Annotated in this window: 27 protein-coding genes and 1 riboswitch; of the genes, 14 read left to right on the top strand and 13 right to left on the bottom strand. The window is 67.4% G+C overall.

From position 1 onward, the window contains the following. Positions 1-73 precede the first annotated feature (73 nt). Positions 74-1225, bottom strand: a complete 1152-nt coding sequence (locus AXA74_RS03815) for a UbiH/UbiF/VisC/COQ6 family ubiquinone biosynthesis hydroxylase (RefSeq protein WP_029578962.1) — start codon at positions 1223-1225, stop codon at positions 74-76. 94 nt (positions 1226-1319) lie between these two features. On the opposite strand from AXA74_RS03815, the gene AXA74_RS03810 reads away from it, so the two are divergent. Then, the gene (locus tag AXA74_RS03810; RefSeq protein WP_029578963.1) at positions 1320-1769 is read left to right on the top strand and encodes a TM2 domain-containing protein; all 450 of its coding nucleotides are present in this window, start codon (positions 1320-1322) and stop codon (positions 1767-1769) included. Positions 1770-1787: 18 nt separating this feature from the next. Here AXA74_RS03810 and AXA74_RS03805 read toward each other — a convergent pair whose 3' ends face one another. After that, a complete protein-coding gene (locus AXA74_RS03805; protein WP_029578964.1) occupies positions 1788-3131 on the bottom strand; it encodes an aminopeptidase P N-terminal domain-containing protein in 1344 nt (447 codons plus the stop codon). A 95-nt stretch (positions 3132-3226) separates the two neighbouring features. Next, positions 3227-3352: riboswitch (yybP-ykoY riboswitch) on the top strand. Between the two features lie 87 nt (positions 3353-3439). Here AXA74_RS03805 and AXA74_RS03800 point away from each other — a divergent pair. The 5 genes from AXA74_RS03800 (at position 3440) to AXA74_RS03780 (ending at position 10300) form a co-directional block, all read left to right on the top strand. After that, a complete protein-coding gene (locus tag AXA74_RS03800; RefSeq protein ID WP_029578965.1) occupies positions 3440-4438 on the top strand; it encodes a sodium:calcium antiporter in 999 nt (332 codons plus the stop codon). Positions 4439-4897: 459 nt separating this feature from the next. Continuing rightward, positions 4898-5230, top strand: a complete 333-nt coding sequence (locus tag AXA74_RS03795; protein ID WP_029578966.1) for a hypothetical protein — start codon at positions 4898-4900, stop codon at positions 5228-5230. Between the two features lie 293 nt (positions 5231-5523). Beyond that, positions 5524-8259: a magnesium-translocating P-type ATPase gene (gene mgtA / locus AXA74_RS03790; protein ID WP_032954844.1), complete on the top strand. Its 2736-nt coding sequence runs from the start codon at positions 5524-5526 to the stop codon at positions 8257-8259. After that, positions 8246-9367 (top strand): porin, encoded by a 1122-nt coding sequence (locus tag AXA74_RS03785; protein WP_032954845.1) that lies wholly within the window; start codon positions 8246-8248, stop codon positions 9365-9367. The genes mgtA and AXA74_RS03785 overlap by 14 nt, the downstream gene beginning before the upstream one ends. 72 nt (positions 9368-9439) lie before the next feature. Continuing rightward, entirely contained in the window at positions 9440-10300 is an 861-nt protein-coding gene (locus tag AXA74_RS03780; protein ID WP_029578969.1) for a cytochrome c oxidase assembly protein, read from the top strand. A 13-nt stretch (positions 10301-10313) separates the two neighbouring features. Here AXA74_RS03780 and galU read toward each other — a convergent pair whose 3' ends face one another. Beyond that, a complete protein-coding gene (galU, locus tag AXA74_RS03775; RefSeq protein WP_029578970.1) occupies positions 10314-11153 on the bottom strand; it encodes a UTP--glucose-1-phosphate uridylyltransferase GalU in 840 nt (279 codons plus the stop codon). A 74-nt stretch (positions 11154-11227) separates the two neighbouring features. Here galU and AXA74_RS03770 point away from each other — a divergent pair, with 74 nt between their 5' ends. Continuing rightward, the gene (locus AXA74_RS03770; protein ID WP_029578971.1) at positions 11228-12745 is read left to right on the top strand and encodes a M48 family metalloprotease; all 1518 of its coding nucleotides are present in this window, start codon (positions 11228-11230) and stop codon (positions 12743-12745) included. A 10-nt stretch (positions 12746-12755) separates the two neighbouring features. Here AXA74_RS03770 and AXA74_RS03765 read toward each other — a convergent pair whose 3' ends face one another. The 3 genes from AXA74_RS03765 to AXA74_RS03755 are packed head-to-tail and all read right to left on the bottom strand — an operon-like array spanning position 12756 to position 14520. Then, entirely contained in the window at positions 12756-13853 is a 1098-nt protein-coding gene (locus AXA74_RS03765) for a YheT family hydrolase (RefSeq protein ID WP_029578972.1), read from the bottom strand. Between the two features lie 9 nt (positions 13854-13862). Further along, positions 13863-14285: a YybH family protein gene (locus AXA74_RS03760; protein ID WP_029578973.1), complete on the bottom strand. Its 423-nt coding sequence runs from the start codon at positions 14283-14285 to the stop codon at positions 13863-13865. Between the two features lie 31 nt (positions 14286-14316). After that, complete coding sequence (locus AXA74_RS03755; RefSeq protein ID WP_029578974.1) at positions 14317-14520, bottom strand: zinc-finger domain-containing protein; 204 nt, start codon at positions 14518-14520, stop codon at positions 14317-14319. Positions 14521-14951: 431 nt separating this feature from the next. On the opposite strand from AXA74_RS03755, the gene AXA74_RS03750 reads away from it, so the two are divergent. From AXA74_RS03750 to AXA74_RS03740, 3 genes are all read left to right on the top strand, one after another. Continuing rightward, entirely contained in the window at positions 14952-15623 is a 672-nt protein-coding gene (locus AXA74_RS03750) for an AzlC family ABC transporter permease (RefSeq protein ID WP_370736519.1), read from the top strand. Beyond that, a complete protein-coding gene (locus AXA74_RS03745) occupies positions 15623-15952 on the top strand; it encodes an AzlD domain-containing protein (protein WP_029578976.1) in 330 nt (109 codons plus the stop codon). The genes AXA74_RS03750 and AXA74_RS03745 overlap by 1 nt, the downstream gene beginning before the upstream one ends. A 162-nt stretch (positions 15953-16114) precedes the next feature. Continuing rightward, positions 16115-17554 (top strand): DEAD/DEAH box helicase, encoded by a 1440-nt coding sequence (locus AXA74_RS03740; RefSeq protein WP_126623665.1) that lies wholly within the window; start codon positions 16115-16117, stop codon positions 17552-17554. Between the two features lie 42 nt (positions 17555-17596). Here the strand turns inward: AXA74_RS03740 and AXA74_RS03735 are convergent, their stop codons facing one another. Continuing rightward, positions 17597-17980: a thioredoxin family protein gene (locus AXA74_RS03735; protein WP_029578978.1), complete on the bottom strand. Its 384-nt coding sequence runs from the start codon at positions 17978-17980 to the stop codon at positions 17597-17599. A gap of 61 nt (positions 17981-18041) precedes the next feature. Here AXA74_RS03735 and AXA74_RS03730 point away from each other — a divergent pair, with 61 nt between their 5' ends. The 3 genes from AXA74_RS03730 (at position 18042) to AXA74_RS03720 (ending at position 20612) form a co-directional block, all read left to right on the top strand. Continuing rightward, a complete protein-coding gene (locus tag AXA74_RS03730; RefSeq protein ID WP_126623666.1) occupies positions 18042-18833 on the top strand; it encodes an EI24 domain-containing protein in 792 nt (263 codons plus the stop codon). Between the two features lie 19 nt (positions 18834-18852). Further along, positions 18853-19668, top strand: a complete 816-nt coding sequence (locus AXA74_RS03725) for a competence/damage-inducible protein A (protein WP_029578980.1) — start codon at positions 18853-18855, stop codon at positions 19666-19668. A gap of 110 nt (positions 19669-19778) precedes the next feature. Continuing rightward, complete coding sequence (locus tag AXA74_RS03720) at positions 19779-20612, top strand: IclR family transcriptional regulator (protein WP_029578981.1); 834 nt, start codon at positions 19779-19781, stop codon at positions 20610-20612. Positions 20613-20707: 95 nt separating this feature from the next. Here the strand turns inward: AXA74_RS03720 and AXA74_RS03715 are convergent, their stop codons facing one another. Next, on the bottom strand, positions 20708-21685 hold the full coding sequence (locus tag AXA74_RS03715; protein WP_029578982.1) for a tripartite tricarboxylate transporter substrate binding protein BugD: 978 nt from the start codon (positions 21683-21685) through the stop codon (positions 20708-20710). 355 nt (positions 21686-22040) lie between these two features. Between AXA74_RS03715 and phaP the strand changes: the two genes are divergently transcribed. Continuing rightward, positions 22041-22619, top strand: a complete 579-nt coding sequence (phaP, locus tag AXA74_RS03710; RefSeq protein ID WP_029578983.1) for a TIGR01841 family phasin — start codon at positions 22041-22043, stop codon at positions 22617-22619. Positions 22620-22814: 195 nt separating this feature from the next. On the opposite strand, the gene AXA74_RS03705 is transcribed toward phaP, so the two are convergent. The 5 genes from AXA74_RS03705 to AXA74_RS03685 all read right to left on the bottom strand — a co-directional run. Further along, entirely contained in the window at positions 22815-23870 is a 1056-nt protein-coding gene (locus tag AXA74_RS03705) for a quinone-dependent dihydroorotate dehydrogenase (protein WP_029578984.1), read from the bottom strand. A gap of 42 nt (positions 23871-23912) precedes the next feature. Next, entirely contained in the window at positions 23913-24632 is a 720-nt protein-coding gene (locus AXA74_RS03700) for an arginyltransferase (protein ID WP_029578985.1), read from the bottom strand. 42 nt (positions 24633-24674) lie between these two features. Next, the gene (gene aat / locus AXA74_RS03695; RefSeq protein ID WP_029578986.1) at positions 24675-25427 is read right to left on the bottom strand and encodes a leucyl/phenylalanyl-tRNA--protein transferase; all 753 of its coding nucleotides are present in this window, start codon (positions 25425-25427) and stop codon (positions 24675-24677) included. Next, positions 25424-26005, bottom strand: a complete 582-nt coding sequence (locus AXA74_RS03690; RefSeq protein ID WP_032977830.1) for an NUDIX hydrolase — start codon at positions 26003-26005, stop codon at positions 25424-25426. The genes aat and AXA74_RS03690 overlap by 4 nt, the downstream gene beginning before the upstream one ends. Positions 26006-26015: 10 nt before the next feature. Next, on the bottom strand, positions 26016-26426 hold a 411-nt coding region (locus AXA74_RS03685), incomplete at its 5' end, for a substrate binding domain-containing protein (protein WP_211269875.1).

Here is a 26426-nt window from a genome sequence, read left to right as displayed (position 1 = left end):
ACGGCGGCGCCAGACCCCTCTGAAGAGGCCGATTGCGAAGGGCGTTCGGGAAGAACACGCCCGTTGGGACAGCCTAGACGCGCAACCCCTGCAGAAGATGGCGCGCCAGCGGCGCGCGCAGGGGCGAGGACAGGTCCAGGGCGAGCAGGGCCAGGCCGCAGGCATGCTCGACCGGCGCCAGGCCGGTGGCGAAGACGCGCGGCATGAGGTCGGTCAGGCCGGCCGTGATCCAACGGTCGGCGCTGCGGGCGCGGGCAAAATCGGCCAGGCGGGCGCGCGGATCATCGCCGTCGCGCCAGCCCTGCAGGGATTGGGCCAATTGCGCGGCATCGCGCAGGCCGAGGTTCAGCCCTTGCCCGGCCACGGGATGCAAGGTCTGGGCGGCGTTGCCTATGGTGGCGACACGCCCCTGCGCCTGCGCGTGGCGCGCCTTGAGCTCCAGGGGAAAGATGTGGCGCGGGGCCTGGCTGTGCAGCCGGCCCAGCCGCTGGCCGAAGGCGGCGCTCAGCTGGGCGGAAAACTGCGTGTCGTCCAGGGCGGCCAACGCCTGGGCGCGTGCCGGCGCCACGCACCAGACCACGGAATAGGTGTCGGGCAGCTGCGGATGCGGCAGCAGCGCCAGGGGCCCTTCGGAGGTGAAGCGTTCCCAGGCCCAGCCGGCGCGGGGCAGGCTGGCCCGCGCGCTGGTGATGACGGCATGCTGGCCGTAATCGCGCCGCAGGTCCGTGCCGCCGGCGCCGTCGCATTGCACGGCGATCCGGCAGGACAGCCGGGTCTCGCCCTGAGCCAGCAGGACGCCGTCCGGACCCTGGGCGCGGACGCTGGCCGCCGGGCCGTTCAGGACGGTCACGCCGCTTTGCGCCACGCGCTCGGCCAGGCGGCCGTGCAGCCCGGCATAGGGCACGACGCTGCCGAGCTGCGGCACGCCGAAATCCTCGCTGTCGATGAGGGTGCGGCCCAGGCGGCCGCGCTGTGACACATGGATGTGGCGGATGTCGGCATGCTGCGCGGGCCAGGCGTCCAGGCTTTCGAGCAAGACGCGGCTGCCGTGGTTCATCGCCAGCACGCGCGGGTCGGCGGCCGGCAGCGCCCGAGCCTGGACGGGCTGGCCCGCCAGCAGCGCAATGCGTTCGGGCTGCGGCCAGGCGCGCGCCAGCAGCAGCGCCAGCGCCTGGCCCACCGGCCCCGCCCCCAGGATCGCAACGTCATACACCGATAGATTCATAGCCGGGATTTTACCGGGGGTTCAACTTGCCGCGCGCCGGCCCTAGAATGTGGCTCGACCCGCGGGCCGCGCCCGCCCGCTCCGGAGGCTCATGATGACGCAGGCCCAGACATTGGCAACGCCGCCGCGCGCGCCGCGCAGCAAGGTGGTCGCGGGGCTGCTGGCCTGTCTGCTGGGCGTGGTCGGCGCCCAGGGCTGGTATCTGGGGCGCCGCCATGCCTGGATCGTGACGCTTTATGCCGCCCTGTGCCTGGCCGGCACGCGGGCCTTCGACTCGTGGTGGGACAACCCGGCCTTCTTCCTGCTCTTCATCCCCATGATCGCCGGTTTCATCGAGGCCGCCGTCTACAGCCTCATGGCCGACCAGAAATTCGACCAGCGCTACAACCCCGGCCTGGGCCCGGTCTCGCGCACCGGCTGGCCCGCCGTCCTGGTCGCCCTCTTGTCCTGCCTGGCCGGCGGCATCGTTTCCATGCTCGCGGTCGCCATGGTGGTGGTCTACGTATGGACGGCCATGGGCTGGCTCGACGGCTACGTGTTCTAGCGCCGGGGCCGCCGGCCGTCATTCCCGCATCAGCGCTTCGATTTCCCGTGCATCGACAGGCACGCCGCGGGTGATCAGTTCGCAGCCCGTCTCGGTGACCAGGGCGTCGTCTTCGATGCGGATGCCAATATCCCAGAACCGGGCCGGCACGTCGTCGGCGCGGCGCACATAGATGCCGGGCTCTATGGTCAGCATCATGCCGGGCTCCAGTGTCCGCCAGGGGCGGGCCGCCCCGGGGGAGGGCGCCGCGGCGCGGTAGTCGCCGACATCGTGGACGTCCAGCCCCAGCCAGTGACCGGTGCGGTGCATGTAGAAGCGGGTGTAGGCGCCGGATTCCAGCACCCCGTCCAGGCTGCCGCGCAGCAGTTTTTCGTCCAGCATGCCCTGGGCCAGCACCCGCAGCGCCGCCTGGTGGCCGTCGTCCCAGCTGCGCCCCGGCGCGGTGGCGGCCGCGGCCGCTTCCTGCGCCGCCGCCGTCAGGTCGTAGAGGGCGCGCTGCGCGCCGCTGTAGCGCCCATTGACCGGGAAGGTGCGGGTGATATCCGAGGCATAGCTGTCGTACTCGCAGCCGGCATCGATCAGGACCAGCTCGCCATCGCGCAGCTCGGCGTCGCCGGCCTGGTAATGCAGGATGCAGGCATTGGCGCCCGAGGCCACGATACTGTTGTAGGCCACGCCCTGCGCGCCATGGCGGCGGAATTCATGCAGCAATTCGGCCTCCAGTTCGTATTCGCGCATGCCCGGCCGCACATGGCGCATGGCGCGCGCATGCGCGCCGGCCGAAATCCGCGCGGCGCGCCGCATGGAGGCGATCTCGGCGGCATCCTTGACCAGGCGCATGTCGGCCAGCAGCGGATTGAGGTCACGCAGCGCCGAGGGCGGGCGGGCGCCGCTGCGTCCCAGGCCGCGCGCGGCCTGCATCCAGGCCTGGATGCGCTTGTTCGTGGCCTCGCTGGCCGTCTGCGACAGCCAGAGCGAAGGCTGGTCCAGCAGCCATTCGGGCAACAGCTCGTCCAGGCTGTCCACCGGATGGGCGTCGTCCATGCCGAACCGCGCGGCGGCCGCCTCCGGGCCGACACGCAAGCCTTCCCAGATCTCATGCGCCTCGTTGCGGGCGCGGCAAAAGAGCACGGCGCGCGGACTGGCGCCCGCGATCAGCACCAGCCAGGCCTCGGGTTCGATGAAGCCCGTCAGGTAATAGAAGTCGCTGTCGTGGCGATAGGGATAGTCGGCGTCGCGGTTGCGCATGGCCTGCGGCGCGGTGGCGAGGACGGCCACGCCGCCGCCCTGGGCCTGCATCCAGTCCAGGACGCGGCGGCGGCGTGCCGCGAAGGGGGAGAGATCGTCGGCGGGCAGGCTCATGGGACGGGCTCGGGTAACGGAAGGGCAACCTGCCTACTGTACCGTAAGCCGCGCAGGGCATCGCTGGCCTTTTGCCGCGACGCTGCTACAATCGCGCCACTGTCATTGGGGAGTAGCCATCCTTTGTATCCCCAAAGGAGTCAGCGTCAACAAACTTGGTGGTTCATCCCCATGGCGCTGGCAGCCTTGCGGTGCCGTGTCGCGGCAGCCGCCAAGCGCCCGGCGAGACCTTTGGCCACATCGCGTTCACCCCAGCCGGGCGAGCCGCGTTGTCGCGCCAAAGTCATCTGCTCGCTCGGCTGCCTATCATGTTTCTCTCGATATTCCTGTTCCTGCTGGCCGCGGCGATCATCTATTTCGCCTGTGAGTTCTTCGTCAATGGCGTTGAATGGGTCGGACACCATTTCCGCCTCGGCGCCACCGCCACCGGCACGGTTCTCGCCGCTTTCGGCACGGCCTTGCCGGAAAGCGCGGTCACCTTCATGGCCGTGGTGTTCGGCCAGACCCCCGAGCAGAAGGACATCGGCGTGGGCGCCGCCATGGGCGGGCCGCTGGTGCTGGCGACCCTGGCTTATGCCGTGGTCGGGCTGACGATGCTGCGCGCCCGGGGCGCCGGCCGCGCTTCGGCCATCAATGCCGACCAGCCGCGCCTGGCGCGCGACCAGGCCTGGTTCATGGGCATTTTCGTGTTCAAGGTCGGACTGGGCTTGCTGGCCTTTGCCTGGAAGCCCTGGCTGGGCCTGCTCTTTCTGGGCACGTATGCGCTGTACGTCAAGCGCGAACTCTCCAATGACGAAGAATGCCTGGACTGCGAAGACCTCGAACCGCTCAAGCTGCGCCCGCGCGACACCGACCCCTCGCTGTTCTGGTCCTGTACGCAGACGCTGCTCGCCCTGGTGGTGATCGGCGTCGCCTCGCATGTGTTCGTGCGCCAGATCGAGTTCCTCGGCGTGGCCATGGGCGCATCGCCCCATCTGGCCGCCTTGCTGCTGGCCCCCGTGGCCACCGAGCTGCCCGAAATCATGAACGCCCTGATCTGGGTGCGCCAGGGCAAGGAACGCCTGGCCCTGGCCAATATCTCCGGCGCCATGATGATCCAGGCCACCATCCCCAGCGCGCTCGGAATCTTCATGACGCCCTGGCTGCTGGACGGCCCGTTGCTGGTCGCCGGCCTGATGACGCTGGTGGCCATCATGCTGCTGTGGCTGCGCTTTCGCCAGGCGCGCATGAGCGTGCCGGCCCTGGCCGCCGTGGGCGGCCTGTATGGCGTCTTTGCCGCCTACCTGGGCTGGCATTTCTACGCCTGAACCGTGGCGTGGCGATCCCGGCGCCGGCGCGCCGGGATTTTTTTGCGCAAAACCTTGTCCATCAGTACAAACCCGCGTAAAATCTTGCTGTTTTCAATCTCAGGAGTTGTTCTGTGAACACCGATTCCGGCGACAGTAGTAGTCGATCTAGTATCGACATCGCTGCTTAACAGGATCACGCAGAACGTCTCTGCCGCGCCTGTCAAGCAATGCAGGTTGCGGCGTCCCGCCCGACTCTCCAGTAAACCGCCCCATGCGTCCCTGACGTAATGCGGCCGATGTGCTGGTGAGCCTTTCAGCAGCAAGCTGATCGGACCGGGCAGTCTCCCCAACACCTACGCCAGAACCGCCGTTTTATCGCGTGCCCATGTCTTGCGCCGTCCGTCTGCGCAAGCGCGTGCCGCGAGAGCCGGTGCGTGTGCTCGCAGTGCGTCTCCGCTTTGCTGTACGGAGGTCGTCATGCGCTTTTTCGACTTGTTCCTGCGTCGTGCCGGTGTGGATCGTGCCGGCTCCCAGAACCGCCGCCAAGGGACTTCGCGGTTGACCGTGGTATGCCCGCGCGATGCGCTGGGCGACGTGCGCAAGCAGATCTGCCTGGACTTCTCCGCCGCCGGCCTGAGCGTGGCGCATTTCCAGGTGGACAGCTCTCAGCATGCCGACCTGGCCTCGGCCTGCGTCACCGTCAAGTGTCCGCCCGAGCTGCGCGGCGAACTGATGTCCCAGGCCAAGCGCCTGAGCGCCAATCCGGTCGTGCGCCAAGTGCGTTTCGGCGCGCATTCCGCGGGCGCCTGAGCCTCTCGCGTCCGCATCCCTTCCCCCCTTGCCAGGAGCGTCCGTCCATGCCCGCTACCGCCGATCCCGAGCCTCGATGGCGCCGGGCGCGCAAGGCGCGACGCCTCTCCGAGCGATGTGACATCCGACCCCTCCGTCGCCGGAGGACTCGGATCTGACGTCTCCTGGATAAGCCGGCCATCCGGCCGGCTGCTTGTCGACTCCTCGCTTTCCCGGCGCATCGCCGATTTTCTTCCGGTCGAATCCCGGCGCTGACGCACGCCTGTCGTCAGCGTCCTCCTCGGAGAATTCCGATGCTGCACGTACTCAAAGCCTTGTTTTCCACGGCGGCGCAGGTGCGCCATGTTGGCCGCTATTTCCGCCGCGATCCCATTCTCGAACAGATCGGCGCCGACCCCGGCGCGGCCGCCGACATGGCCCGCCGCAGTGGCGGGCGCACGCTGGAGCTGGCCTACGTGCCGCTGGACTCGCTCTATGCCGGTCTGGGCAGCAGCCCCTTGGGCCTGACCGAAGCCCAGGCCGAAGCCGCGCGCCTGGCGCACGGACCCAACCAGGTCGACCACGAGCGTCCCCTGTCCTGGCCCGTGCACTTGTGGCTGTCCTTCCGCAACCCGTTCAACCTGCTGCTCACCGCCCTGGCGGCGCTGTCCTGGTTCACCGATGTGCATCTGGCGCAGCCCGATGAGCGCAGCTGGGCCTCGGTCGTCATCATCGGCAGCATGGTGCTGATCGCCACCGTCCTGCGCTTCGTCCAGGAGCGGCGCTCCAACCGCGCGGCCGACGCCTTGCGCGCCATGGTGCAGAACACCGCGACCGTCCTGCGGCCGGGCGTGGCCCGTGGCCTGGAGCTGCCCCTGCGCGACCTGGTGCCGGGCGACGTGGTGGCACTGTCGGCCGGCGACATGGTGCCAGCCGACTGCCGCATCCTGACGGCCAAGGACCTGTTCGTGGCCCAGGCCGCGCTGACCGGCGAATCGCTGCCCGTGGAGAAGTTCGCGCAGCCGCGCCCCGGCCTGCGCAATGCGCTGGAGCTGGAGAATATCGTCTTCATGGGCACCAATGTCGTCAGCGGCTCGGCCCTGGCGCTGGTGCTGGCCACCGGCGGGCAAAGCAGCTTCGGCCAGCTGGCCGGCACCGTCACCGCCACCACGCGCGCACCCACGCAGTTCCAGCGCGGCATCAACCGCGTGAGCTGGGTGCTGATCCGCTTCATGCTCGTCATGGTGCCGCTGGTTTTTCTCATCAATGGCGTGACCAAGGGCGACTGGCTCGAAGCGCTGCTGTTCGCCCTGGCGGTGGCCGTGGGCCTGACCCCGGAAATGCTGCCCATGATCGTGACCTCGACCCTGGCCAAGGGCGCGGTGGCCATGTCGCGCAAGAAAGTGGTGGTCAAGCGCCTGGACGCCATCCAGAATCTCGGCGCCATGACGGTGCTGTGCACCGACAAGACCGGCACGTTGACCCAGGACCGCATCGTGCTCGAGCGCCATATCGATGTCGACGGCGCACCCAGTGACGCCGTGTTGGCCTATGCCTATCTCAACAGCCACTACCAGACGGGCTTGAAGAACCTGCTGGATGTCGCCGTGCTGGAGCACGCCGAGATCGGCCGCCAGCTCAATCCAGCGGCCAACTACCTGAAGATCGACGAAATTCCCTTCGATTTTTCGCGCCGGCGCATGTCGGTGGTGGTGAGCGAGCGCGACGGCGACGGCAGCCATGAGCTGATCTGCAAGGGCGCCCTGGAGGAAATCCTGTCGGCGTGCACGCGCGTGAGCACCGCCGACGGCGAGGCCTGGCTGGACGACTCGGCGCGCGATGCGATCCGGCGCGGCACCAGCGAACTCAATGCCGAGGGCTTGCGCGTCATTGCCGTGGCCATCAAGCGCCTGCCGGCCGATCATGGCCCCTATCGGATCGCCGACGAGAACGCGCTGACGCTGGTGGGTTATATCGCCTTCCTGGATCCGCCCAAGGAGTCGGCCGCGCCCGCGCTGCGCGCGCTCATGGCCTCGGGCATCGCGGTCAAGGTGCTGACCGGCGACGTGCAGGCCGTGGCGCGGAAGGTCTGCCGCGAAGTGGGCCTGGATGTGGAGCACGGCTACCTGGGCGACGATCTGGACGCCATGGACGACGCCGAGCTGGCCGAGGCCGCCCGCCGGGGGACCCTGTTCGCGAGACTCACGCCCGCCCACAAGGAGCGGCTGGTGCGCGCGCTGCGGTCGCAGGGGGCCACGGTCGGCTTCATGGGCGATGGCATCAACGATGCGCCAGCGCTGCGCGCGGCCGACGTCGGCATTTCGGTGGATTCGGCCGTGGATATTTCCAAGGAGGCCGCCGACATCATCCTGCTCGAGAAAAGCCTCACCGTGCTGGAGGACGGCGTGGTGGAGGGACGCCGCATCTTCTGCAACATGCTCAAGTACCTGAAGATGACAGCCAGTTCCAACTTCGGCAACGTGTTCTCCGTGTTGGTGGCCAGCGCCTTCCTGCCTTTCCTGCCCATGCTGCCCATCCAGTTGCTGCTGCAGAATCTGCTCTACGATTTTTCGCAGACCGCCATTCCCTTTGACCGCGTGGATGCCGAGCAGCTGCAGGCGCCGCAGCGCTGGGATCCTGCCGGGCTTGGCCGATTTATGGTGTTCTTCGGCCCCATCAGCTCGATCTTCGACATCATGACCTTTGCGTTGATGTGGTACGTTTTCGGGGCCGACTCGCCGGCGCATCAATCCTTGTTCCAGTCCGGCTGGTTTGTCGAAGGCCTGCTGTCGCAGGCCCTGGTCGTGCACCTGATCCGTACGCGCAATATTCCTTTCGTGCAAAGCCGCGCGGCACCCGCCCTGCTTGTCATGACGGCGCTGGTGATGCTGGCCGGCCTGCTGTTGCCTTTCACGCCTTTGGCGGCCTATTTCGACATGCAGCCTTTATCCTGGACGTATTTCCCTTTCCTCGCGGCCATCCTGCTGGGCTACGCCTGCCTGACCCAGCTTCTCAAAAACGTGTGGGTGCGGCGCTATGGCTGGCAATAAGAAGAGGGCAGGCGGGCCGCGCCGGGTCCTGGGCGTGCTCCTGGCCGCCTCGGCCTGGACGGGTGGCGTCCACGCCGAGGAGGCCGGCTTGCAGCTCTATGGCGTGGTGGATGCCGCCGTCTCCAGCACCCATGTCAGCGGCGGCGAGTCTTCCGGCACGCGCAACGGCATCCTGTCGGGCGGGCAGACCGACAGTCTCTGGGGCCTGCGCGTGACCGAGCCGCTGGGCCAGGGCTGGCGGGTCAATGCCGGCCTCGAGAGCGGTTTCGACGCCGGCAACGGGCAGTCCGACAATCCCGGCCAGTTGTTCGACTACGGCAGTTGGGTCGGGCTGGCCAGCGACAGCCTGGGCGAGATCCGCCTGGGGCGGCAGTCCACCATAGCCATGAGCTATGGCAACGCCCTCGAAGTCGCCTCCTGGCGCGAGATGGGCATGGGCGCGCTGTTCAAGGCCTCCGACAACTATCGCCGCGACAATCTGCTCAATGTCTACACGCCGCAATGGGGCGCTTGGCAAGCCGGCCTGGGCTATGCCTTCGACGCGGCCGGCCCCGGCGGCCCCTCGCTGCAGGGGCGTGGCCATGCCTGGAGCGCCGGTCTCAAGTACGAGGCCGATCCCTGGCTGGCCGTGCTGACCTGGGATCGCCTGCACCCGGGCGCCGGCAGCGCGGCGGCCGGGCGCGCGCCCACGGCCTGGCAGGCCGGGCTGGCCTATCAGGCCGAGGACTGGAAGGTCTCGCTGGCCTGGTCGCGCCAGCGCGACGGCTTTGTCGGGCAGGACGGCGGCGGCGTCGAGGGGCTGGGGCCGCTGGCTTTCGTGCAGGGCGGGCGGGCCGATGCCTGGCTGCTGGGCGCGGAACTGCCGGTCGGCGCGGCCTCGGCCATCCTCGTGCAAGCGTCGCTGGCGCGTCCGGACTGGCATTGGGACAACGGCCAGCGCGCGCGCACCGTGCAGCTCTACACGCTGGGGTGGCGCCAGGACCTGTCGGCGCGCGCGAGCGTGTATGCCTTTGTCGGCCGCCTGCTCAACGGCACGCTGGACGACACCTTCACGCCGGAGGCCACCCGCACGACGCGCGTCGCCGTGGGACTGACTCAGCGGTTCTAGCTACAATCAGATCCAGGCGGCCGCCCTGCGGCCTGGCGCAGCGTTCAGGTTTCCTGGAGGTCCGGTCGCGGCATGGATGTTCTCGCTTGGCTCATTCCCTGGGAGTTTTCTCCTACGCTGGTGCTGGCCTTTGCCGTGGCCATCGTGCTCTTTGTGCGCGGCCAGCGCGTGCATCGCGTCACGCTGGCGCGCCAATTATTCTTCTGGAGCGGCATGGTGCTGCTCTATCTGTCCCTGCATACCCGGCTGGACTATTACGCCGAGCGCATGTTCTTCATCCATCGCGCGCAACACCTGGTTCTGCATCATCTGGGGCCCTTGCTGGTCATGGCGGCCTTTCCGGGCTCGGTGATGCGCGCGGGTCTGCCCCTGGCCTGGCGCCGGCGCCTGCGCGACGCCCTGGCCACCGCCTGGGGCCGGGCGCTCGTGGGCCTGCTCACGCACCGCATCTTCGTGCCCGCGCTCTTCGTCTTCCTGGTGCTGGTCTGGCTGCTGCCCACTGTCCAGTTCTACTCGATGCTGGACTGGCGGCTGTACCGGCTGATGAACTGGTCCGTGGTCATCAGCGGCTTCATGTACTGGAACCTCATCCTGGACCGCCGTCCCAGTCCGCCGGCGGCCATGTCGCCGGGCGGGCGGGTGCTGTCCCCCATCCTGACCATGGCGCCGCAGATGGTGGCGGGCGCGGTCATCGCCTTCACCGAGAGCGATATCTATCCGTTGTTCGAATTGTGCGGGCGCGCGATCGCCATGTCGGCCCAGACCGACCAGACCATAGGCGGGCTCACGATGTGGATCCCGGCGGCGCTGGTCGAGGTGGTGGGCTTGCTGGTGGCCCTGGGCACGCTGATGCGCCTGTCCGCCAAGGGGCGCCTGCGGCGCGTCGATCGCTTGGCCCGGCAGTCGCCGGGCCCGGCCCAGGGCGGGGTGTGAGGCCCGCCCCCGTTCAGTCGGGGATCAGGCCGTGGTACTTGCGGCCGAAGGCCACCGTGGCCTGGAACATCCCGGCCTTGCTGCCGCAATCGAAGCGGCGCCCCTCGTAGCGATAGGCGAACACCGCGCGTTCGCGCATCATCGCCGCGATACCATCGGTGAGCTGGATTTCGTTGCTCTTGTCCATCTGCGTGGAACGCAGATGATCGAAGATCTGAGGCTCCAGCACATAGCGTCCCACCACGGCCAGCGTGGACGGCGCCTGCTCGGGGGCGGGTTTTTCCACCATGTGCGAGACGCGCTCGGTGCGCGGCGCGACTTCGGTGGCGGCCACGATGCCGTACTTGCGGGTGTCCTCGCGCGGGACTTCCTGCACGCCCAGCACGCTGCCGTTGTGTTCCGTGGCGCAGGCGATCAGCTGCGACAACACCGGCGTGTCAGCGTCGATGAGGTCGTCTGCCAGCAACACGGCAAAAGGCTCATCGCCCACCGCCGGCGCGGCGGTAAGCACGGCGTGGCCCAGGCCCAGCGGGGCGGACTGGCGGATATAGATACAGTTCACCTGGGGAGGCAGAATATCGCGCACCAGGGCGAGCAGCTCGTTTTTGCCTTTTTTCTCGAGATCGGTTTCAAGTTCGGGCGCCGTGTCGAAATGATCCTCGATGGCGCGCTTGTTGCGGCCGGTGACGAAGATCAGGTCGGTGATGCCCGCGGCCACGGCTTCTTCCACGGCGTACTGGATCAAGGGCTTGTCGACCACCGGCAGCATTTCCTTGGGCATGGCCTTGGTGGCGGGCAAAAACCTCGTCCCCATGCCAGCAACGGGAAAGACGGCCTTTCGCACGGTTTTCATCGAGACTCCAACAAAATTGATCGATAGGTAGGTTGATGGCAAAAACTTTTTCCGGCTCTGGCTATCATAGTGCCATGAACCGCCATACCCGCTTATTTTCGCTCAAGGCTGGAAATCGTTCATTGGCCGCGCTGCTTTGCCTGGCGCTGGGCTTGCCGGTGGCGCCGGCCATGGCCCAGCCCATGGGGCTGCCCTCCATGGGCGCGGCCTCGTCGGCCGACCTGTCTCCCGCCCTGGAAAGGCAGCTGGGCGAAGCCATCATGGCGCAGGGGCGGCGCGATCCCACCTATGTCAATGACCCCGAACTGGCGCAGTATCTCACCACCATGGGGCGCAAGCTGGCATCGTTCTCGCCCGGGGGCGTGCCCGATGTCGAGATGTTCGGAGTGCGCGATCCCGAAATCAACGCCTTCGCCATGCCGGGCGGCTTCATCGGCGTCAATACCGGGCTGATCGTCTCGTCGGCCAGCGAGTCCGAGCTTGCCGCGGTGCTGGCCCACGAAATCGGCCACGTCGTGCAGCGCCACATCGCGCGTGGCATGACGCAGCAGAACCAGAACAGCGTGGTCATGATGGCCAGTCTCGCGGCCGCCTTGCTGGCCGCGCTGGCCGGCGGCGGCGGCAATTTGGCCATGGGCGTGGCTGCCTTCGGACAGGCGGCCGCCATCAACCGGCAACTGGGTTTTTCGCGCGACGCCGAGCGAGAAGCCGACCGCACCGGGCTGCAAATGCTCACCCGCGCCGGCTATGACCCTTCCGGCATGGCCCGCATGTTCGAGCGCCTCATGAACGCCTCGCGCCTGAACGAGGGCATGGGCGGCGGCGCCTGGGCCAGCACCCACCCCTTGTCCATCGAGCGGATGTCGGATGTGCAGAACCGTATCCGCGAGCAGCCTGCCTCGCGCTATATCGACAGCGATGATTTCTGGTTCATACGCGCCAAGATGCGCGTGGTCCAGGGACGCGACACCACCGGCCTGCGCACGGCGCAGCAGCAGCTGCAGGACGAAAGCCGGGCCTTGTCGGGCGTGCGCCGCGCCGCCGCGCAATATGGCCTGGCCTATTACCACTTCCAGCGCAATGATCCGGCCCAGGCGCAGAATTTCCTCGACCAGGCCTCGGCCGACGGGCGGACCTCGCCGCAGATGGCCAAGCTCGCCATCGATATCGCCGCCGCGCGCAAGGACGGTGCGCGCCAGCTGGCGCTGGCGCAGGCCGCCATCAAGCAGTGGCCCGACCGCCGCGCCCTGGGCATGGCCTATGCCCAGGCCTTGCAGGACAACGGCCGCAATCCCGAGGCCCAGGCCTATCTGCGCCAGCGCATCCAGCAATGGGGCAGCGACGAACCCGAGCTTTATCAATTGCTGGCGCAGAGCCAGGAGCGCACCGGCCGGCCGGTCCAGGCGCGCCGCGACATGGCCCGCTTCTATGTGGCCACGGGCGCTTATGCCGCTGCCGAGTCGCAGCTGCAGCAGGCGCGCAATATGTCCACGGATTTTTATGAGCAGTCCCAGATCGACGTGCAGATCCGGGAGGTCAAGCAGAAACTGGCCGACGAGCGCGCGCTGCTGGAGCGTTTCCGTTCCGGCTAGGGGCGCCGGCTTATTTGCCGGTCTCGAAAAAGCGGCCCAGCCGCTGCGGCAGCCAGTTCAGGTGGGCCGGGAAGGGGCCGGTCGGGAAACCCGCGTGGCCGCCCGCGGCGGGCTGGTGCAGCAGCACGGCGTCAGCGCACTCGGCGGGCACTGGCAGCGCGCTTTCCGGCAAGAAAGGATCGTTGCGCGCATTGAGCACCAGCGTGGGCACGGCGATCTTGGCCAGCCACGGCTTGCTCGAGGCCCGTGTCCAGTAATCGAGCGCATTGCGAAAGCCGTGCATGGGCGCGGTATAGGCGTCGTCGAAGTCGCGCAGGTCGCGCGCGTGCGCGATGCGCATGACATCGATGGCGCCCGGAAAGCGCTTGGCCTTCTCGAGCACCTTGTGCTTCATGGTGCGCAGGAAATAGGGCGTATAAACGCGCCGGCCGAAAAAGCCCTGGCATAGCGCCTTGCCGCCGGCCACCAGGTCCAGCGGCACGGACACGCCAGCCGCGCCCGCCAGCCATTGCGTGCGGTCGGCGTGTTCGCCCAGGTACTTGAGCAGGGCATTGCCGCCCAATGAAACGCCCACGGCGTGCCAGCGCGCCTGCGGAATGCGCGCGCGCACCGTCTCCAGCATGAAGCCGACTTCGTCGGAGTCTCCGGAGTAATAGGCGCGCGCCAGGCGGTTGGGCACCCCCGAGCAGCCGCGGAAATGGGCGATCGCCACGATCCAGCCGCGTGCGCGGAAATGATGCGCGATGGACTGGGCATAGCGGCTGTCGCTGCCGCCTTCCAGGCCGTGGAACAGCACCAGCGCCGGGGTGTCGGCGCTGCGGGGCAGGGAGCTCCAGTCTTCGGGCGTCATCCAGCGCGCCGCGGCGGTCTTGCCGTTGACCGGCGCATCCCCCGTGACGGCGCGGCCGTCGGCCGCCTTGTGCGGAAACAGGCCCGGCCCGGTCCAGTCGAAATCGACGAAATCGGTGTCCGGCGTATCCACCCGCTCGCGCACGAAGGCAATGCGGTGATATTGGGCCAGCGAGGCCGCGTACAGCGTCTGGCTATGGCCGTCGGGCAGCCAGGACGGGACGGGGCAGGCGGTGAGGTCTATCCGAGTTGCGGCCAAGGAGCGTACCTAGTGCAACCGGTCCGGGACGTCGTGCAGATCCAGCACGCCCGCTTCGGCCGGCGCCTGGGAAGCATGGTGCATGACCATGCGCCAGCCCGTCGGCCCTTTGTGATAGATGTTGGTGGCGTAACAGTTGGCGAACTGGGTGCCTTCCCGCGTGAGGACGGTGATCTGTTCGACCAGGACGTGGACCGCGCACATCATGCTCTGCACCACGACCGGGCGCAGGGGGCGGATGTGCAGCGGGCCATTGGCCAGCACCTGCTGCCAGGATTCGTGCACGGCGGTATGCCCCACGATGCGCAGGCCGCCCGGATGGATGCAGACGACTTCTTCGTCGTCGGCCCAGATCTGCATGAGCCGGTCGGCGTCGGCCTGCTCAAGGGCTTCGTAGAAAGCGTGCTCGGCTTCGTCGGGAGTGGCGAACATGGCTGCGGGGCAAGCGCGCGTGGCGCGGCGGTTAGTGGCCGTGGACGACCGTGCCGGGCTTGAGCCGGTACTCGGTGCCACAGTAGGGGCAGCGGGCGCTGCCGGTGTGGGCGACGTCGAGGAAGACGCGCGGATGCATGCTCCACAGGGGGGCCTTGGGGCCAGGGCAATACACCGGGAGATCTTCGGCGCCGACTTCGATGGCATTTTGCGCGGCTTGGGCAGCTGCGGTCATGGGACGTTCCTAAAAAAACGTAAGACGATCAATCGTGGGAAAGGTTCATCGCCGCCGGGACGTGGTCGGCGGCTTGGCATCGGAGGGAGGGCGGAAGGGCGCGGCCGGCAACAGCGCGGCCGGCAACGGCGCGGCCGGCAAAAACGGCCCGCCCGGCGACATCGGCCGTCCAGACGAATCCATTGCGATGAGCCATCGGCATGCCTTCCTCCTTCCAGTGCGCCGTATTGTATCAAGCAGGAAGGTTACAATAAGGGTCTATTCGTGCCTTGGTCCTGTGCCGGGGCGCAAACCCCGCTTTCATCCTAATCCCGTGAGCCCCATGTCGTCGTTCCCCCAGAGGCCTGGCCGTGGCTTCTGATTCTTCCGACTGTACGCTTGAAGATGCCCAGCAGGCCCGCCGCGAGCGGGTCGATGCTTTCCGCCAGGGGGTGCATGCGATCGTTCCGGCCCTGATCGCCACCGGCACCTGGGGCCTGGTGACCGGCGTGGCCATGGTCAAGTCCGGCCTGACCGAGTCCATGGCCCTGGCCATGACGCTGCTGCTGTACGCCGGCTCGGCCCAGCTGACTTCGCTGCCCCTCATCGCCTCGGGGGCGCCGCTTTGGCTGATCTTCGCGGCCGGCTTCGTGGTCAATCTGCGCTTCATCATCTTCGGCGCGGCCTTGCAGCCGTATTTCCGGCACCTCAGCTGGCCCAAGCGGCTGGGGCTGGGGTATTTCACGACGGACATGGGTTTCGTGCTGTTCATGCCGCGTTTCGGCGAGGCCAGCGTGCGCGGCACGCGCGAGCAGCTCTGGTACTTCCTGGGCACCATCAGCCCGGGCTGGGTGGTCTGGCAGACGTCCTCCATCGTCGGCATCTTCCTGGGCAGCATGGTGCCCTCGGCCTGGTCGCTGGATTTCGCCGCCGTGCTGGCGCTGATGGCGATTACCGTGCCGCTGGTCAATTCCCGGCCCATGGTGGTGTCGGTGCTGGCCGCCGGCCTGGTGGCCTGGATCGGGCAGATGCTGCCGCTGCGCCTGGGGCTGGCCGCCGCCGTGATTGCCGGCATCGTCGCCGGGATCTGGGCCGAGCGGTATTTCAAACGGTCGGCGCGCTGATGAACGACCACGAAATCTACGTCTATGGCGCCATCTTGCTGCTGACCCTGTGCAGCGTGATCACGCGCGCCGGCTTCATGCTGTTCGGCGACTACCTGCCGCTGCCGGATTCGGTGCGCCGCGCCTTGCGCTATGCGCCGGTGGCCGCTCTGACGGCCATCGTGGTGCCGGACTTCCTGCCCTGGAAAGCGGGGTTGGGGCCGGTTTTCGATTACAAACTGGTCGCCGGCCTGCTGGGCGTCATTGTTTTCCTGCGCACCCGCAGCGCCGTGCTGGTCATCGTGGCCGGCATGCTGGCCCTCTGGGGCCTGCGTTGGCTGGCGGCCTGAACCGCGGCGCCCAAGGGGCCGGCCCCGCCCGTCCAGGCCCCGTCGGGGCCCCGGCGGGGGGCCTGTCTCGCGGCTGCGCTAAAATAAAGTTATCCACAGCAATCCGGGCTAGCCGCAATCCGTTTTGTTCTTTTCCCGTGGCCCCGGTATCTGCCCATCCCGATGACTGAATCTACCTCCTCCGCCGCGCCCTCATCAGAGGTGCGCACCTTCGCCGAATTCGGACTTCATCCGCTACTGCTCAAGTCCATTGCCGAGACGGGCTACACCAGCCCCACGCCTATCCAGGCGCAGGCGATTCCGGTCGTCGCGGAAGGACGCGACGTCATGGGAGCCGCGCAGACCGGCACCGGCAAGACGGCCGCGTTCACGCTGCCCATTCTGCACCGCCTGATGCCGCTGGCCAACAGCAGCGCCTCGCCCGCCCGTCATCCGGTGCGCGCCTTGATCCTGACGCCCACCCGCGAACTCGCCGACCAGGTCTACGAGAACGTCAAGCGCTACAGCCTGCATACGCCGCTGCGTTCGGCAGTGGTCTTTGGCGGCGTGGATATCGGCCCGCAGAAAGAAGCCCTGCGCCGCGGCTGCGAAGTGCTGGTGGCCACGCCCGGCCGGCTGCTCGACCACGTCGAGCAGAAGAACGTCAATCTCGGCCAGGTCGGCATCCTCGTGCTGGACGAGGCCGACCGCATGCTGGACATGGGCTTTCTGCCCGACCTGGAACGCATCATCCGCCTGCTGCCGCCGCAGCGCCAGGGCCTGCTGTTTTCCGCCACCTTCAGCAATGAAATCCGCAAGCTCGGCCGCTCCTATCTCAACCAGCCGGTCGAGATCGAAGTGGCGGCGCGCAATGCCACCGCCGACACCGTCACGCAGATCGCCTACCAGATGTCGGGCGAGGCCAAGCGCGCCGCTGTCGTGCACCTGGTGAAGTCGCGCGGCCTGAAGCAGGTCATCGTGTTCTCCAATACCAAGATCGGCACGGCCCGCCTGGCGCGCCAGCTGGAGCGCGATGGCGTGAAGGCCGAGTCCATCCACGGCGACAAGTCGCAGGCCGACCGCATGAAGGCGCTCGAAGCCTTCAAGGCCGGCGATCTCGAAGTCCTGGTGGCCACCGATGTGGCCGCGCGCGGCCTGGATGTCGCGGGCGTGCCCTGTGTCATCAACTATGACCTGCCGTACAACGCCGAAGACTATGTGCACCGCATCGGCCGCACGGGCCGCGCCGGGGCCAGCGGCGAGGCCATCGCGCTGTTCACAGGCGAAGAAGAACGCTATCTGCTGGACATCGAGAAGCTGATCAAGCGCCAGGTGCCGCGCGGCAAGCTGGAGATTCCGGCCGAATTGCTGGCGCACAGCCACGGCCGCGGCGGCGAACGCGGCAGCGGCCGCGAAGGCCGCGAGGGCGGGCATCGCGACAGCCGCGAGGGCGGGCGCGAAAGCAGCCGCCGCGCGCCGCGCCAGCCGGTCGACGACTTTTTCTACAAGCCCTATGTGCCTGCCGCGCCGAGCGCCGCGCCCGAGGCCGAGGCGCCGCGCGCGCCGGCCGCGGGCAAGCGCCAGCTGGCCGTGCTGCTGGGCGGCAGCCGCAAGCCCAACTGAGCGGGCGGGGCCGCATGCCTTCGGGCCTGGCCGGCGCGCGGATCAGGCCTGGATCAGCAGGGCAGGGACATCCGGCAGCGCGGTCTTGACGGCCGGCGCGTCGGCCGAGAGGCTGTCGAGCAGCCGTTCAAGGTGGCCGATGTGCGGCAGCATGGTGCCGTAGAAAAGCGTGCGCCCTCCCGCCTGCACCAGCAGGGTGGGGAAGTTCTCGACATCCTCGTCGCCCAGCAGATCCGGGTGGTCCTCGATATCGATCCACGCGAAGACATGCTCCGGGCGCGTTTGCGCCAGGGCTTCGAGCTTGGGGCGGTATTGCTGGCAGGTATCGCACCAGGCGGCGCAGAAACAGGCGACCAGCCAGCTGTCGGGCCGCGCCAGGGCCTGGCGCAGGCTTGCGGAGTCGGTTCCGGGCAGTAGTAGAGGCATGTGGGCAAATCGCAGCGTGTTTGACTATCATACCCGGCATGCATTTCTTCCGGCAGCGCCCATGACCATCCCCCCCCACCCGCCCGCGTCCGCCGCCAGCACCGGGGCCGATGTCGCGCGCGCCTTCAAGCGCGCCCTGGTCTCCCAGCTGCACCCGAACATGCTGTTCGCCGTGCTGCTGCCTTTCCTGATCGCCCTGGTCGGTGCCATCTTGCTGCTGTGGCTGTTCTGGACGCCGCTGACCGATTGGCTGCGCATCGAAGCCTCGCAATGGGAGATGGTCAACCGAGTCGACGACTGGCTGGTGGCCATTGGCCTGTTTTCGCTCAAGCTCTATCTCGTTCCGCTGCTGGCCGCCGCCATCCTGCTGCCGATATCGGGCATCCTGGGCCTGGCCATCGCCGCGGTCTTCGTCATGCCGCTGGTGCTGCGCCATGTGAGCCGGCGCGAATATGCCGGCCTTTCCCGGCTGGGCCGCAACGCGACCGCCGTGAGCGTCTGGAATGCCATCTGGGTCAGTGTGCTGTTCGCGCTCGGCTGGCTGCTGACCCTGCCTTTCTGGCTGGTGCCGCCCATGGCGCTGCTGCTGTCGGTGTTCTGGTGGGCCTTCGCCTTCTCGCGCATGCTGCGGGTCGACGCCATCGTCGAGCACGCCAGCCCCGAGGAGCGCCGTTGGCTGCTGGCCCGCAACAACATCGGCTTCTGGATCATCGGCCTGGTCTGCGCGCTGCTCAACCTGCTGCCGCCGGCCTGGATCATCCTGCCGGTCTACTCCAGCCTGGTGTATGCGCACTATGGCCTGGACAGCCTGCAGCGCCTGCGCGCGCGCCAGCCGCTGGTGATCGATAACTAATCCCCCTTCAGGAATCCTCATGGCCGCAGATACTGCTTCCCGCCGCATCGGTCTTGTCATCGTGGGCGACGAAATCCTTTCCGGACGCCGCCAGGACAAGCATTTTTCGAAAGTGATCGAGATGCTCGGCGCCCGTGGCATGAAGCTGTCCTGGGCCGAGTTCCTGCCGGACGACCGCGACACGCTGGTGGCGGCCTACCGGCGCAGTTTTGCCAGCGGCGATATCGTGTTTTCCTGCGGGGGCATAGGCGCCACGCCCGACGACCATACCCGCCAGGCCGCCGCCGAAGCGCTGGGTGTTCCGCTTGCGCTGCACCCCGCCGCCGAAGAGGCCATCGTGCAGCGCACGCATGACCTCGCCGCCAAGGGGCAGGGCACGGTGGACATGAGCACGCCCGAGAACCAGCAACGCCTGCAGATGGGCGTCTTCCCGGCCGGCTGCGAGATCATCCCCAACCCGTATAACCGCATCCCGGGTTTCTATATCCGCGAACACAGCTTCGTGCCCGGTTTTCCGGTCATGGCCTGGCCCATGCTCGAATGGACGCTGGACACCCGCTACCGCGAGCTGCAGCACACCGTGCGCCACAGCGAGCACTCCTTCCTGGTGTTCAACATGCCGGAGTCGCGCATCACGCTGTCCCTGCAGGCCCTGGAATCGCGCTGGCCCGCCGTCAAGGCTTTCAGCCTGCCCAGCGTGGGCGAGGCGGGCGCGCCGGGCCATATCGAGCTGGGCGTCAAGGGCGAACCCGAACCGGCGGCCGAAGCGCTGGAGTTCCTGCGCGCCGAGGTCCTTCGATTAGGGGGACAGTTCGTGCCGCCCGTCAAAGGCTGATGTCAGCCGTGCCGGGTTACAAATAACGGTTGCCAAATCGCCGGCTGAATTTCACAATACGATAAATAAAATTTTGCTGCGTTGCCGCATTTGGGCGCGCGCCTGAGACCATGTCCCGTCTGCCTTCTGCCTCCGTCACCACGCCGGACCCCGACGCCGGCCAGCCGCAAATCGCCATCCAGGTGATCGAGCGCGCCATGAGCCTGCTCGACGCCCTGGCCGCGCAGCCGGAGCCGGTCACGCTGAAAGAACTCTCGGCCACGACGGGCCTGCATGCCTCCACGGCACACCGCATCCTGAACGATCTGGTCATCGGCCGCTATGTCGAGCGGGTGGACAACGGTCTGTACCAACTGGGCATGCGCCTGCTTGAACTGGGTTCGCTGGTCAAGGGCCGCCTCAATGTGCGCGAGGCCGCCATCGGCATCATGCGCAACCTGCACCGCTCCACCGGGCAGACCATCAACCTCTCGGTGCAGCAGGGCGACGAGATCGTCTACATCGACCGCGCCTGGAGCGAGCGCTCCGGCATGCAGGTCGTGCGGGCCATTGGCGGCCGCGCGCCGCTGCACCTGACGTCCACCGGCAAACTGTTCCTGTCGACCTGGGACCAGCGCCAGGTGCGCGCCTATGCCTTGCGCACCGGCCTGGCGGGCCATACCCGCAACAGCCTGACCGAGCTGGACCGCCTCGAGCGCGAACTGGCCTTGGTGCGCCGCCACGGCTATGCGCGCGACAACGAAGAGCTGGAGCTGGGCGTGCGCTGCATCGCCGCGGGCATCCGCGACGATACCGGCCGCCTGGTGGCGGGCCTGTCCATTTCCGCGCCGGCCGAACGGCTCCAGGACGAATGGGTGCGCCTGCTCACCGATGCGGCGGCGACCATCTCCGAAGCCCTGGGCTTCGAGCCCGACGGCCATCCCGGCAGCGTGGCCGCGGCCTGAGTACGGACCGGCCTGTCCAGGCACAAAGACAAATGCCCCCGAAAGGGGGCATTTGCCTTGAAGCCGCCCGTCCACGCGGACGGGCGCTTGACGGGTTATTGCTTTTCGACACCCGCCTTGGAGAACAGCTTTTCCCATTGCGGGACTTGCTGCTTGACCTTGGCGTCCAGCGCTTGGGGATTGGCGTCCGAGCTCAGCACCGTGGCGCCCAGCTGCTTCATGCGGTCTTGGAACTTGGGGTCGGCCAGGCCGGCCTGCAGCGCCTTGATGAGCTTGTCCTGCACGGCCTGGGGCGTGCCTTTCGGCACCCACATGCCGTGCCAGATACCGACTTCAAAACCCTTGAAGCCCGACTCGTCCATCGTGGGCAGGTCGGGCAGCGTGGGTACGCGCTTGAGGCTGGTGACGGCATAGGCCTTGACCTTGCCCGAGGTGATCTGCTGGGTCGTGTTGGTGGTCTGGTCGCACAGCAGGTCCACCTGTTTGCCCAACAGGTCGTTCATGGCCGGCGCCGTGCCCTTGTACGGGATGGTGAGCAGGTTCACGCCGAAGGCTTCGGCCAGCATGACGCCGCACAGATGGCTGGCCGCGCCGATACCGGCATTGGCCAGCGAGATCTTGTCGTGATTCTTCTTCACGTACTCGGCCAGTTCCTTGATGTTGTTGGCCGGGAAGTCCGAGCGCGCGATGATGGTCATGGGCACGTCCACCACCAGGCCGATCGGCGCGAAGCTGGTGTAGGGATCGTAGCCGGGGCTCTTGTACAGCGACGGCGCGGTCGAGAAGCCTGCGTGCATCAGCAGGACCTGGTAGCCATCGGGCTGGGCACGGGCCACCTGGTTGGTGCCGATGGTGCCGCCCGCGCCGCCTTTGTTTTCAACGACGATGGTTTCGCCCAGCGTAGGACGCATCGCTTCCGCCAGGGAGCGCGCGACGTTATCCGTCGGGCCGCCGGCGGCGAAGGGCACCACCATGTTGACGGGGTGATCCGGGTAGGCGGCCAGGGCGCTGCCGGCGGCGAACATCGTGCCAGCGGCGAAGGCTGCCGTAAGCGTGCGGGAAAGGCGGGTCATGGAGTCTCCAATGCAGGGGAAAAACGCTGCGAATGACTTTTTTATGGACTTGTCTTCGCCTGACTTGTAATGGATTGTTATCAGTCGGGTGAGGGGCAAGTGTAGAAAACTCTGCTTGATGCGTCACCCTGGGGAAATTCCTGACGGCCGGCAAAAAATGCTTTGCAGACAAGGATTTGCTTCTGTTGTTGCAACGCACAAAAAAAGCTTGACAGCCTTTTTTTCCGACCTACAATACGAATTGTGCATTGCAGCAAACGAGCCGGCGGTGAGGTCACCAGGTCCGCGCCCGTTTGGTGGTAGGTCACCGGCCCACGAGGCCGGTCCATCCTAATTACTGTGAAGGAGAACCCCTATGAGCGCCATCCCCCAACACGTCCTGGCCCGCCAGAAATCCGCCATCCAGACCCTGGTCGCCGCCCAGACCGCCGTTTTCGGCGGTTTCGAGAAGCTGGTCGACCTGAACCTGAAGGTGGTCAAGGCCACGCTGGACGAGGTTGCCCAGAAGTCGCAGCAAGCGGTCGATCTGAAGGATGCGCAGGATGCGGCTTCCTTCACCTCCGGCCTGGTGCAGCCCAGCGCCGAAAAGGCCCTGGCCTACGGCAAGCATGTCTACGACATCATCAACACCGTCCAGGCCGATCTGGCCAAGCTGGCTGAAGAACAGATCGCTGAAGGCCAACAACAGCTCCAGGAAGCCGTCGAGCAGTTCTCCAAGAACGCGCCGAGCGGTTCCGAAAGCGCGGTTGCCCTGATCAAGTCCTCGCTGGCGACCGCCAACAGCGCCTACGATTCGCTGACCAAGGCCGCCAAGCAGGCCGCCGAAGTCGCCGAGTCCAACCTGAACGCCGCGGCCAACGCCACGTTCAAGGCGGCCTCGGACGCCGCCGAAGTCGCCACCAAGGCCGCCGGTCGCACGCGCCGCTCGGCCTGATGCAAGTGGTTGGCTGACGGTCCATGGCCCACCGGCGCTTTTGCCGCCGGTTTTTCGCGCGGTGGGCTTGTTGTTGTGACCGTGTCTGTAGTACTGTTGAGTGACAGAGCAGAGCTGGAATTAGGGCCACCCGTAACGGGGTGGCCTTTTTTTATGCGCGGCCCGCCCGGCTGCCCGGGCGGACGGCTGCGCGCTTTAGCGGGTGGGCGCCGTATTCTTGAGCGTGCCCACGCACTCGCCGACCAGGCCGGGGCCACGGTAGATCAGGCCGGTATAGAGCTGCACGGCGTCGGCGCCCGCGGCGATTTTTTCGCGGGCCTGCTGGCCCGAGACGATGCCGCCCACGCCGATGATGGCCAGCGCCGTGCCGACACGCTGGCGCAGGCGCTCGATGACGGCCAAGGAGAGCTCATGCACCGGCGCGCCCGACAGTCCGCCCGCTTCATTGGCATGGGGCATGCCCTGCACGGCCTCGCGCGACAAGGTGGTGTTGGTGGCGATGACACCATCCACGCCATTGGCCAGCAGGGTGTCGGCGATGACGTCGATCTGCTCCTGCGTCAGGTCGGGGGCGATCTTGACCACCAGGGGCACCTGCCGCTGATGCTGCTGGGCGAGCTCGGCGCGCTTGTCGCGCAGCGCGGCCAGCAGCTGGGAGAGTTCGTCGCCGCCTTGCAGGGCGCGCAGGTTCTTGGTGTTGGGCGAAGAGATATTCACCGTGACGTAATCGGCGTGCGGATAAACGCCGGCCAGGCCGATGAGGTAGTCATCGGCCGCGCGCTCGATGGGCGTGTCGGCGTTTTTGCCGATGTTCAGGCCCAGGATGCCGCCTTCGCTGCGGAAGCGGCTGCGCGTGACATTGGCCAGGAAGGCATCCAGGCCCTGGTTATTGAAGCCCAGCCGGTTGATGAGGGCGTTGGCCTTGGGCAGGCGGAACATGCGCGGCTTGGGGTTGCCCGGCTGGGCGCGCGGGGTGACCGTGCCCACTTCCACGAAACCGAAGCCCATATTGCCCAAGGCGTCGATATGGGCGCCGTTTTTGTCCAGCCCCGCGGCCAGCCCCACGGGATTGCGCAGCGGCATGCCCATCAGCGTGGTCGGCAGGCGGGGCTGGTCATGCAGCCAGCGCCGTGTCGCGCCGCAGTCATAGGCGCGCTGCAGGCCCGCGAGCGTGACTTCGTGGGCGGTTTCCGCGTCCATGGCGAACAGCGCCGGGCGGGCCAGGGGGTAGGCATTGAACAGGATAGACATGAGGCGGAATTGTAAGCGAGACGGCGCCCGCGCCAAGCGCGCTCAGGGCGCGCGCCACTGGCCGTCGACGTGGATTTCCTGGGGCTGGAAGCCCGCCTTATAGGCCATTTTGCGGCTGTCCTTGATCCAATACCCCAGATATAGCCAGGGCAGGTCCAGCATGCGGCATTGTTCGATCTGCCACAGGATGCTGTAGGTGCCCAGGCTGCCGGCCGCATCGGGATCGTAAAAGGTGTAGACCGAGGACAGGCCGTCTTCCAGGACGTCGATGATGGACACCATCATCAGCGCGCCGTCGGGCCGGCGGAACTCGACCAGCCGGGTGTTGACCCGCGAGGTGAGGAGGAATTGCGCATACTGGCTGCGGCTGTCGTCGTCCATGCCGCCGCCCGGGTGCCGACCCTGTTGGTAGCGCGTGTAGAGCTCATAGTGTTCGGGCGACCAGGCCAGCTCGGCCACGAAGGCGCGCAGATCCTGATGGGCCTTCCAGGCGCGGCGCTGGCTGCGGTTGGGCGCGTAGCGGGCTGTATCCACCCGCACCGGCGTACAGGCCCGGCAGTTGTCACAATGCGGCCGGTAGGTAAACAGGCCGCTGCGCCGGAAGCCCTGCTGCACGAGCTGGGAATAGGTGCCGGCATTGATCAGATGGCCGGGCGCCGCGACCTGGGACCGCGCCTGGCGGCCCGGCAGGTAGCTGCAGGGGTAGGGCGCGGTGGCGTAGAACTGTAGCGTCGAAAAGGGAAGTTCTTTGAGCTGGCTCATCCGTTCGGCAGCCGGCGCATAGAGGCGCGGCCGAGATCCATATTAACGCTGATCGGCCGCGCTGATGATCTCGCCGGTTTGAAGGAGCGTGCCCGGGCGCCAGGGCGGGGCGGGCAGCGTGATGGCGCGCGCCACGTGCTCCAGGAAGCGGGCGCGGGGCACGGGGCGCGCGCCCAGGCTGGCGAGGTGCCGTGTCTGTTGCTGGCAGTCTATCCAGGCCACGCCGTGGCGTTGGAGCAGGGCGACCAGGTGGGCCAGCGCGATCTTGGAGGCGTCGGTGGCATGGGCGAACATGGATTCGCCGAAGAACATGCCGCCCAGGCTGACGCCATAAAGGCCGCCCGCCAATCGGCCGTCCATCCAGGTTTCGATGCTGTGCGCCTGGCCGGCCGCGTGCCAGGCCCGGTAGGCGGCCTGCACTTCGGCGGTGATCCAGGTGCCCGGCTGGCCCTGCCGCGTGCCGGCGCAGGCCGCGATCACCTCATCGAAAGCGGTGTCCACGCGCACCGTGATCCGGGGCGAGGCGTCCTGTGCGGCACGCGCCAGGCCGCGCAGCTTCTTGCGCAGGGAGTGCGAAGGTGAAAAATCCGCGCAGGCGAGCACCATGCGCGGGTTGGGGCTCCACCAGAGTATGGGTTCGCCTTGCGAATACCAGGGGAAAATACCCTGGGAATAGGCTTGGCGCAGCCGGGCGACCGTCAGCTCGCCCCCGGCGGCCAGCAGTCCGTTGGGTTCGGCCAGCGCCGTGTCGGCCGGCGGAAACGGGGTGTCGGCGTCCAGCCAGGGCAGCTTCAAGATGGGCGGTGCGACTCTAGCGTGTAGTGATGCGTCGGAAAGCTGCCGCAGCGGCGGTCCCGCAGATAGCGTTCCAGCGTGGTGGCGACGGTGCGGAAGGCCAGGTCATCCCAGGGGATCTCGGCTTCGTCGAAGAAGCGGGCCTCCAGGCTCTCGGGGCCGGGGTCGAGCTCGGGGCCGAGCACCTCGGCCAGATAGAAGAGGTGCACCTGCTCGATCTGGGGGACGTCGATGATGGTGTAGAGCTGGCCCAGCCGGATCCGCGCGCCGGATTCCTCCAGGGTTTCGCGGCCGGCGCCCTGGGCGGTGCTTTCGCCCAGCTCCATGAAGCCGGCGGGCAGCGTCCAGGTGTCGTAGCGCGGCTCGATGGCGCGGCGGCACAGCAGGATACGTCCCTGCCACACCGGAACCGTGCCGACCACCATGCGCGGATTCTGGTAATGGATGGCGCCGCAGTGGTCACAGACGTCCCGTTCGCGGTTGTCGCCTTCTGGCACGCGGTGGCGGATGGGCGAGCCGCATTGGCTGCAAAAATTGGCGCGGCGCGGGGCCGGGAAGTAGTGAGTGGGCGCGGTCATGGGCTTGATTCTACCGGTTGCGTCCGCCGCCGGCAGGGGAAGTTTGCTTGCCGAAATGCGTTTCGAGGTGCTCGACGAAGGAGCGCACCTTGGGCGAGAGCAGGCGCCGATGAGGATAGACGGCCATCATGGTGATGGGCGGGCGCGCATACTCGGGCAACACCGGCACCAGCCGGCCAGCGCGCAAGTCTTCGCCGACCAGGAATTCGGGCTGCTGGATGATGCCGTGCCCGGCCAGCGCGGCGGTGCGCAGGACATCGCCATTGTTGGCCCGCATCGCCGGATTGACGCGCACCAGCGTGGTCTGCCCGTCTTTTTCGAAGGCCCAGTCGTTGCCGCCGCTGGCATAGCTGTAATGCAGGCAGCGATGCTGGCGCAGGTCTTCCGGGTGGGCCGGCGTGCCATGGCGGGCCAGATAGGC

Source organism: Bordetella hinzii LMG 13501, assembly GCF_001548475.1.
GTDB classification, from domain to species: Bacteria; Pseudomonadota; Gammaproteobacteria; order Burkholderiales; family Burkholderiaceae_B; genus Bordetella; species Bordetella hinzii.
This window is presented reverse-complemented; position numbering and strand designations above follow the sequence as displayed.

Excerpts from the sequence above, each read along its gene's own strand:
- AXA74_RS03815 (WP_029578962.1), bottom strand. The coding sequence starts at position 1,225 with ATGAATCTATCGGTGTATGACGTTGCGATCCTGGGGGCGGGGCCGGTG.
- AXA74_RS03810 (WP_029578963.1), top strand. The coding sequence starts at position 1,320 with ATGACGCAGGCCCAGACATTGGCAACGCCGCCGCGCGCGCCGCGCAGC.
- AXA74_RS03805 (WP_029578964.1), bottom strand. The coding sequence starts at position 3,131 with ATGAGCCTGCCCGCCGACGATCTCTCCCCCTTCGCGGCACGCCGCCGC.
- AXA74_RS03800 (WP_029578965.1), top strand. The coding sequence starts at position 3,440 with ATGTTTCTCTCGATATTCCTGTTCCTGCTGGCCGCGGCGATCATCTAT.
- AXA74_RS03795 (WP_029578966.1), top strand. The coding sequence starts at position 4,898 with ATGCGCTTTTTCGACTTGTTCCTGCGTCGTGCCGGTGTGGATCGTGCC.
- mgtA (WP_032954844.1), top strand. The coding sequence starts at position 5,524 with ATGCTGCACGTACTCAAAGCCTTGTTTTCCACGGCGGCGCAGGTGCGC.
- AXA74_RS03785 (WP_032954845.1), top strand. The coding sequence starts at position 8,246 with ATGGCTGGCAATAAGAAGAGGGCAGGCGGGCCGCGCCGGGTCCTGGGC.
- AXA74_RS03780 (WP_029578969.1), top strand. The coding sequence starts at position 9,440 with ATGGATGTTCTCGCTTGGCTCATTCCCTGGGAGTTTTCTCCTACGCTG.
- galU (WP_029578970.1), bottom strand. The coding sequence starts at position 11,153 with ATGAAAACCGTGCGAAAGGCCGTCTTTCCCGTTGCTGGCATGGGGACG.
- AXA74_RS03770 (WP_029578971.1), top strand. The coding sequence starts at position 11,228 with ATGAACCGCCATACCCGCTTATTTTCGCTCAAGGCTGGAAATCGTTCA.
- AXA74_RS03760 (WP_029578973.1), bottom strand. The coding sequence starts at position 14,285 with ATGTTCGCCACTCCCGACGAAGCCGAGCACGCTTTCTACGAAGCCCTT.
- AXA74_RS03755 (WP_029578974.1), bottom strand. The coding sequence starts at position 14,520 with ATGACCGCAGCTGCCCAAGCCGCGCAAAATGCCATCGAAGTCGGCGCC.
- AXA74_RS03745 (WP_029578976.1), top strand. The coding sequence starts at position 15,623 with ATGAACGACCACGAAATCTACGTCTATGGCGCCATCTTGCTGCTGACC.
- AXA74_RS03740 (WP_126623665.1), top strand. The coding sequence starts at position 16,115 with ATGACTGAATCTACCTCCTCCGCCGCGCCCTCATCAGAGGTGCGCACC.
- AXA74_RS03735 (WP_029578978.1), bottom strand. The coding sequence starts at position 17,980 with ATGCCTCTACTACTGCCCGGAACCGACTCCGCAAGCCTGCGCCAGGCC.
- AXA74_RS03730 (WP_126623666.1), top strand. The coding sequence starts at position 18,042 with ATGACCATCCCCCCCCACCCGCCCGCGTCCGCCGCCAGCACCGGGGCC.
- AXA74_RS03725 (WP_029578980.1), top strand. The coding sequence starts at position 18,853 with ATGGCCGCAGATACTGCTTCCCGCCGCATCGGTCTTGTCATCGTGGGC.
- AXA74_RS03720 (WP_029578981.1), top strand. The coding sequence starts at position 19,779 with ATGTCCCGTCTGCCTTCTGCCTCCGTCACCACGCCGGACCCCGACGCC.
- AXA74_RS03715 (WP_029578982.1), bottom strand. The coding sequence starts at position 21,685 with ATGACCCGCCTTTCCCGCACGCTTACGGCAGCCTTCGCCGCTGGCACG.
- phaP (WP_029578983.1), top strand. The coding sequence starts at position 22,041 with ATGAGCGCCATCCCCCAACACGTCCTGGCCCGCCAGAAATCCGCCATC.
- AXA74_RS03705 (WP_029578984.1), bottom strand. The coding sequence starts at position 23,870 with ATGTCTATCCTGTTCAATGCCTACCCCCTGGCCCGCCCGGCGCTGTTC.
- AXA74_RS03700 (WP_029578985.1), bottom strand. The coding sequence starts at position 24,632 with ATGAGCCAGCTCAAAGAACTTCCCTTTTCGACGCTACAGTTCTACGCC.
- AXA74_RS03690 (WP_032977830.1), bottom strand. The coding sequence starts at position 26,005 with ATGACCGCGCCCACTCACTACTTCCCGGCCCCGCGCCGCGCCAATTTT.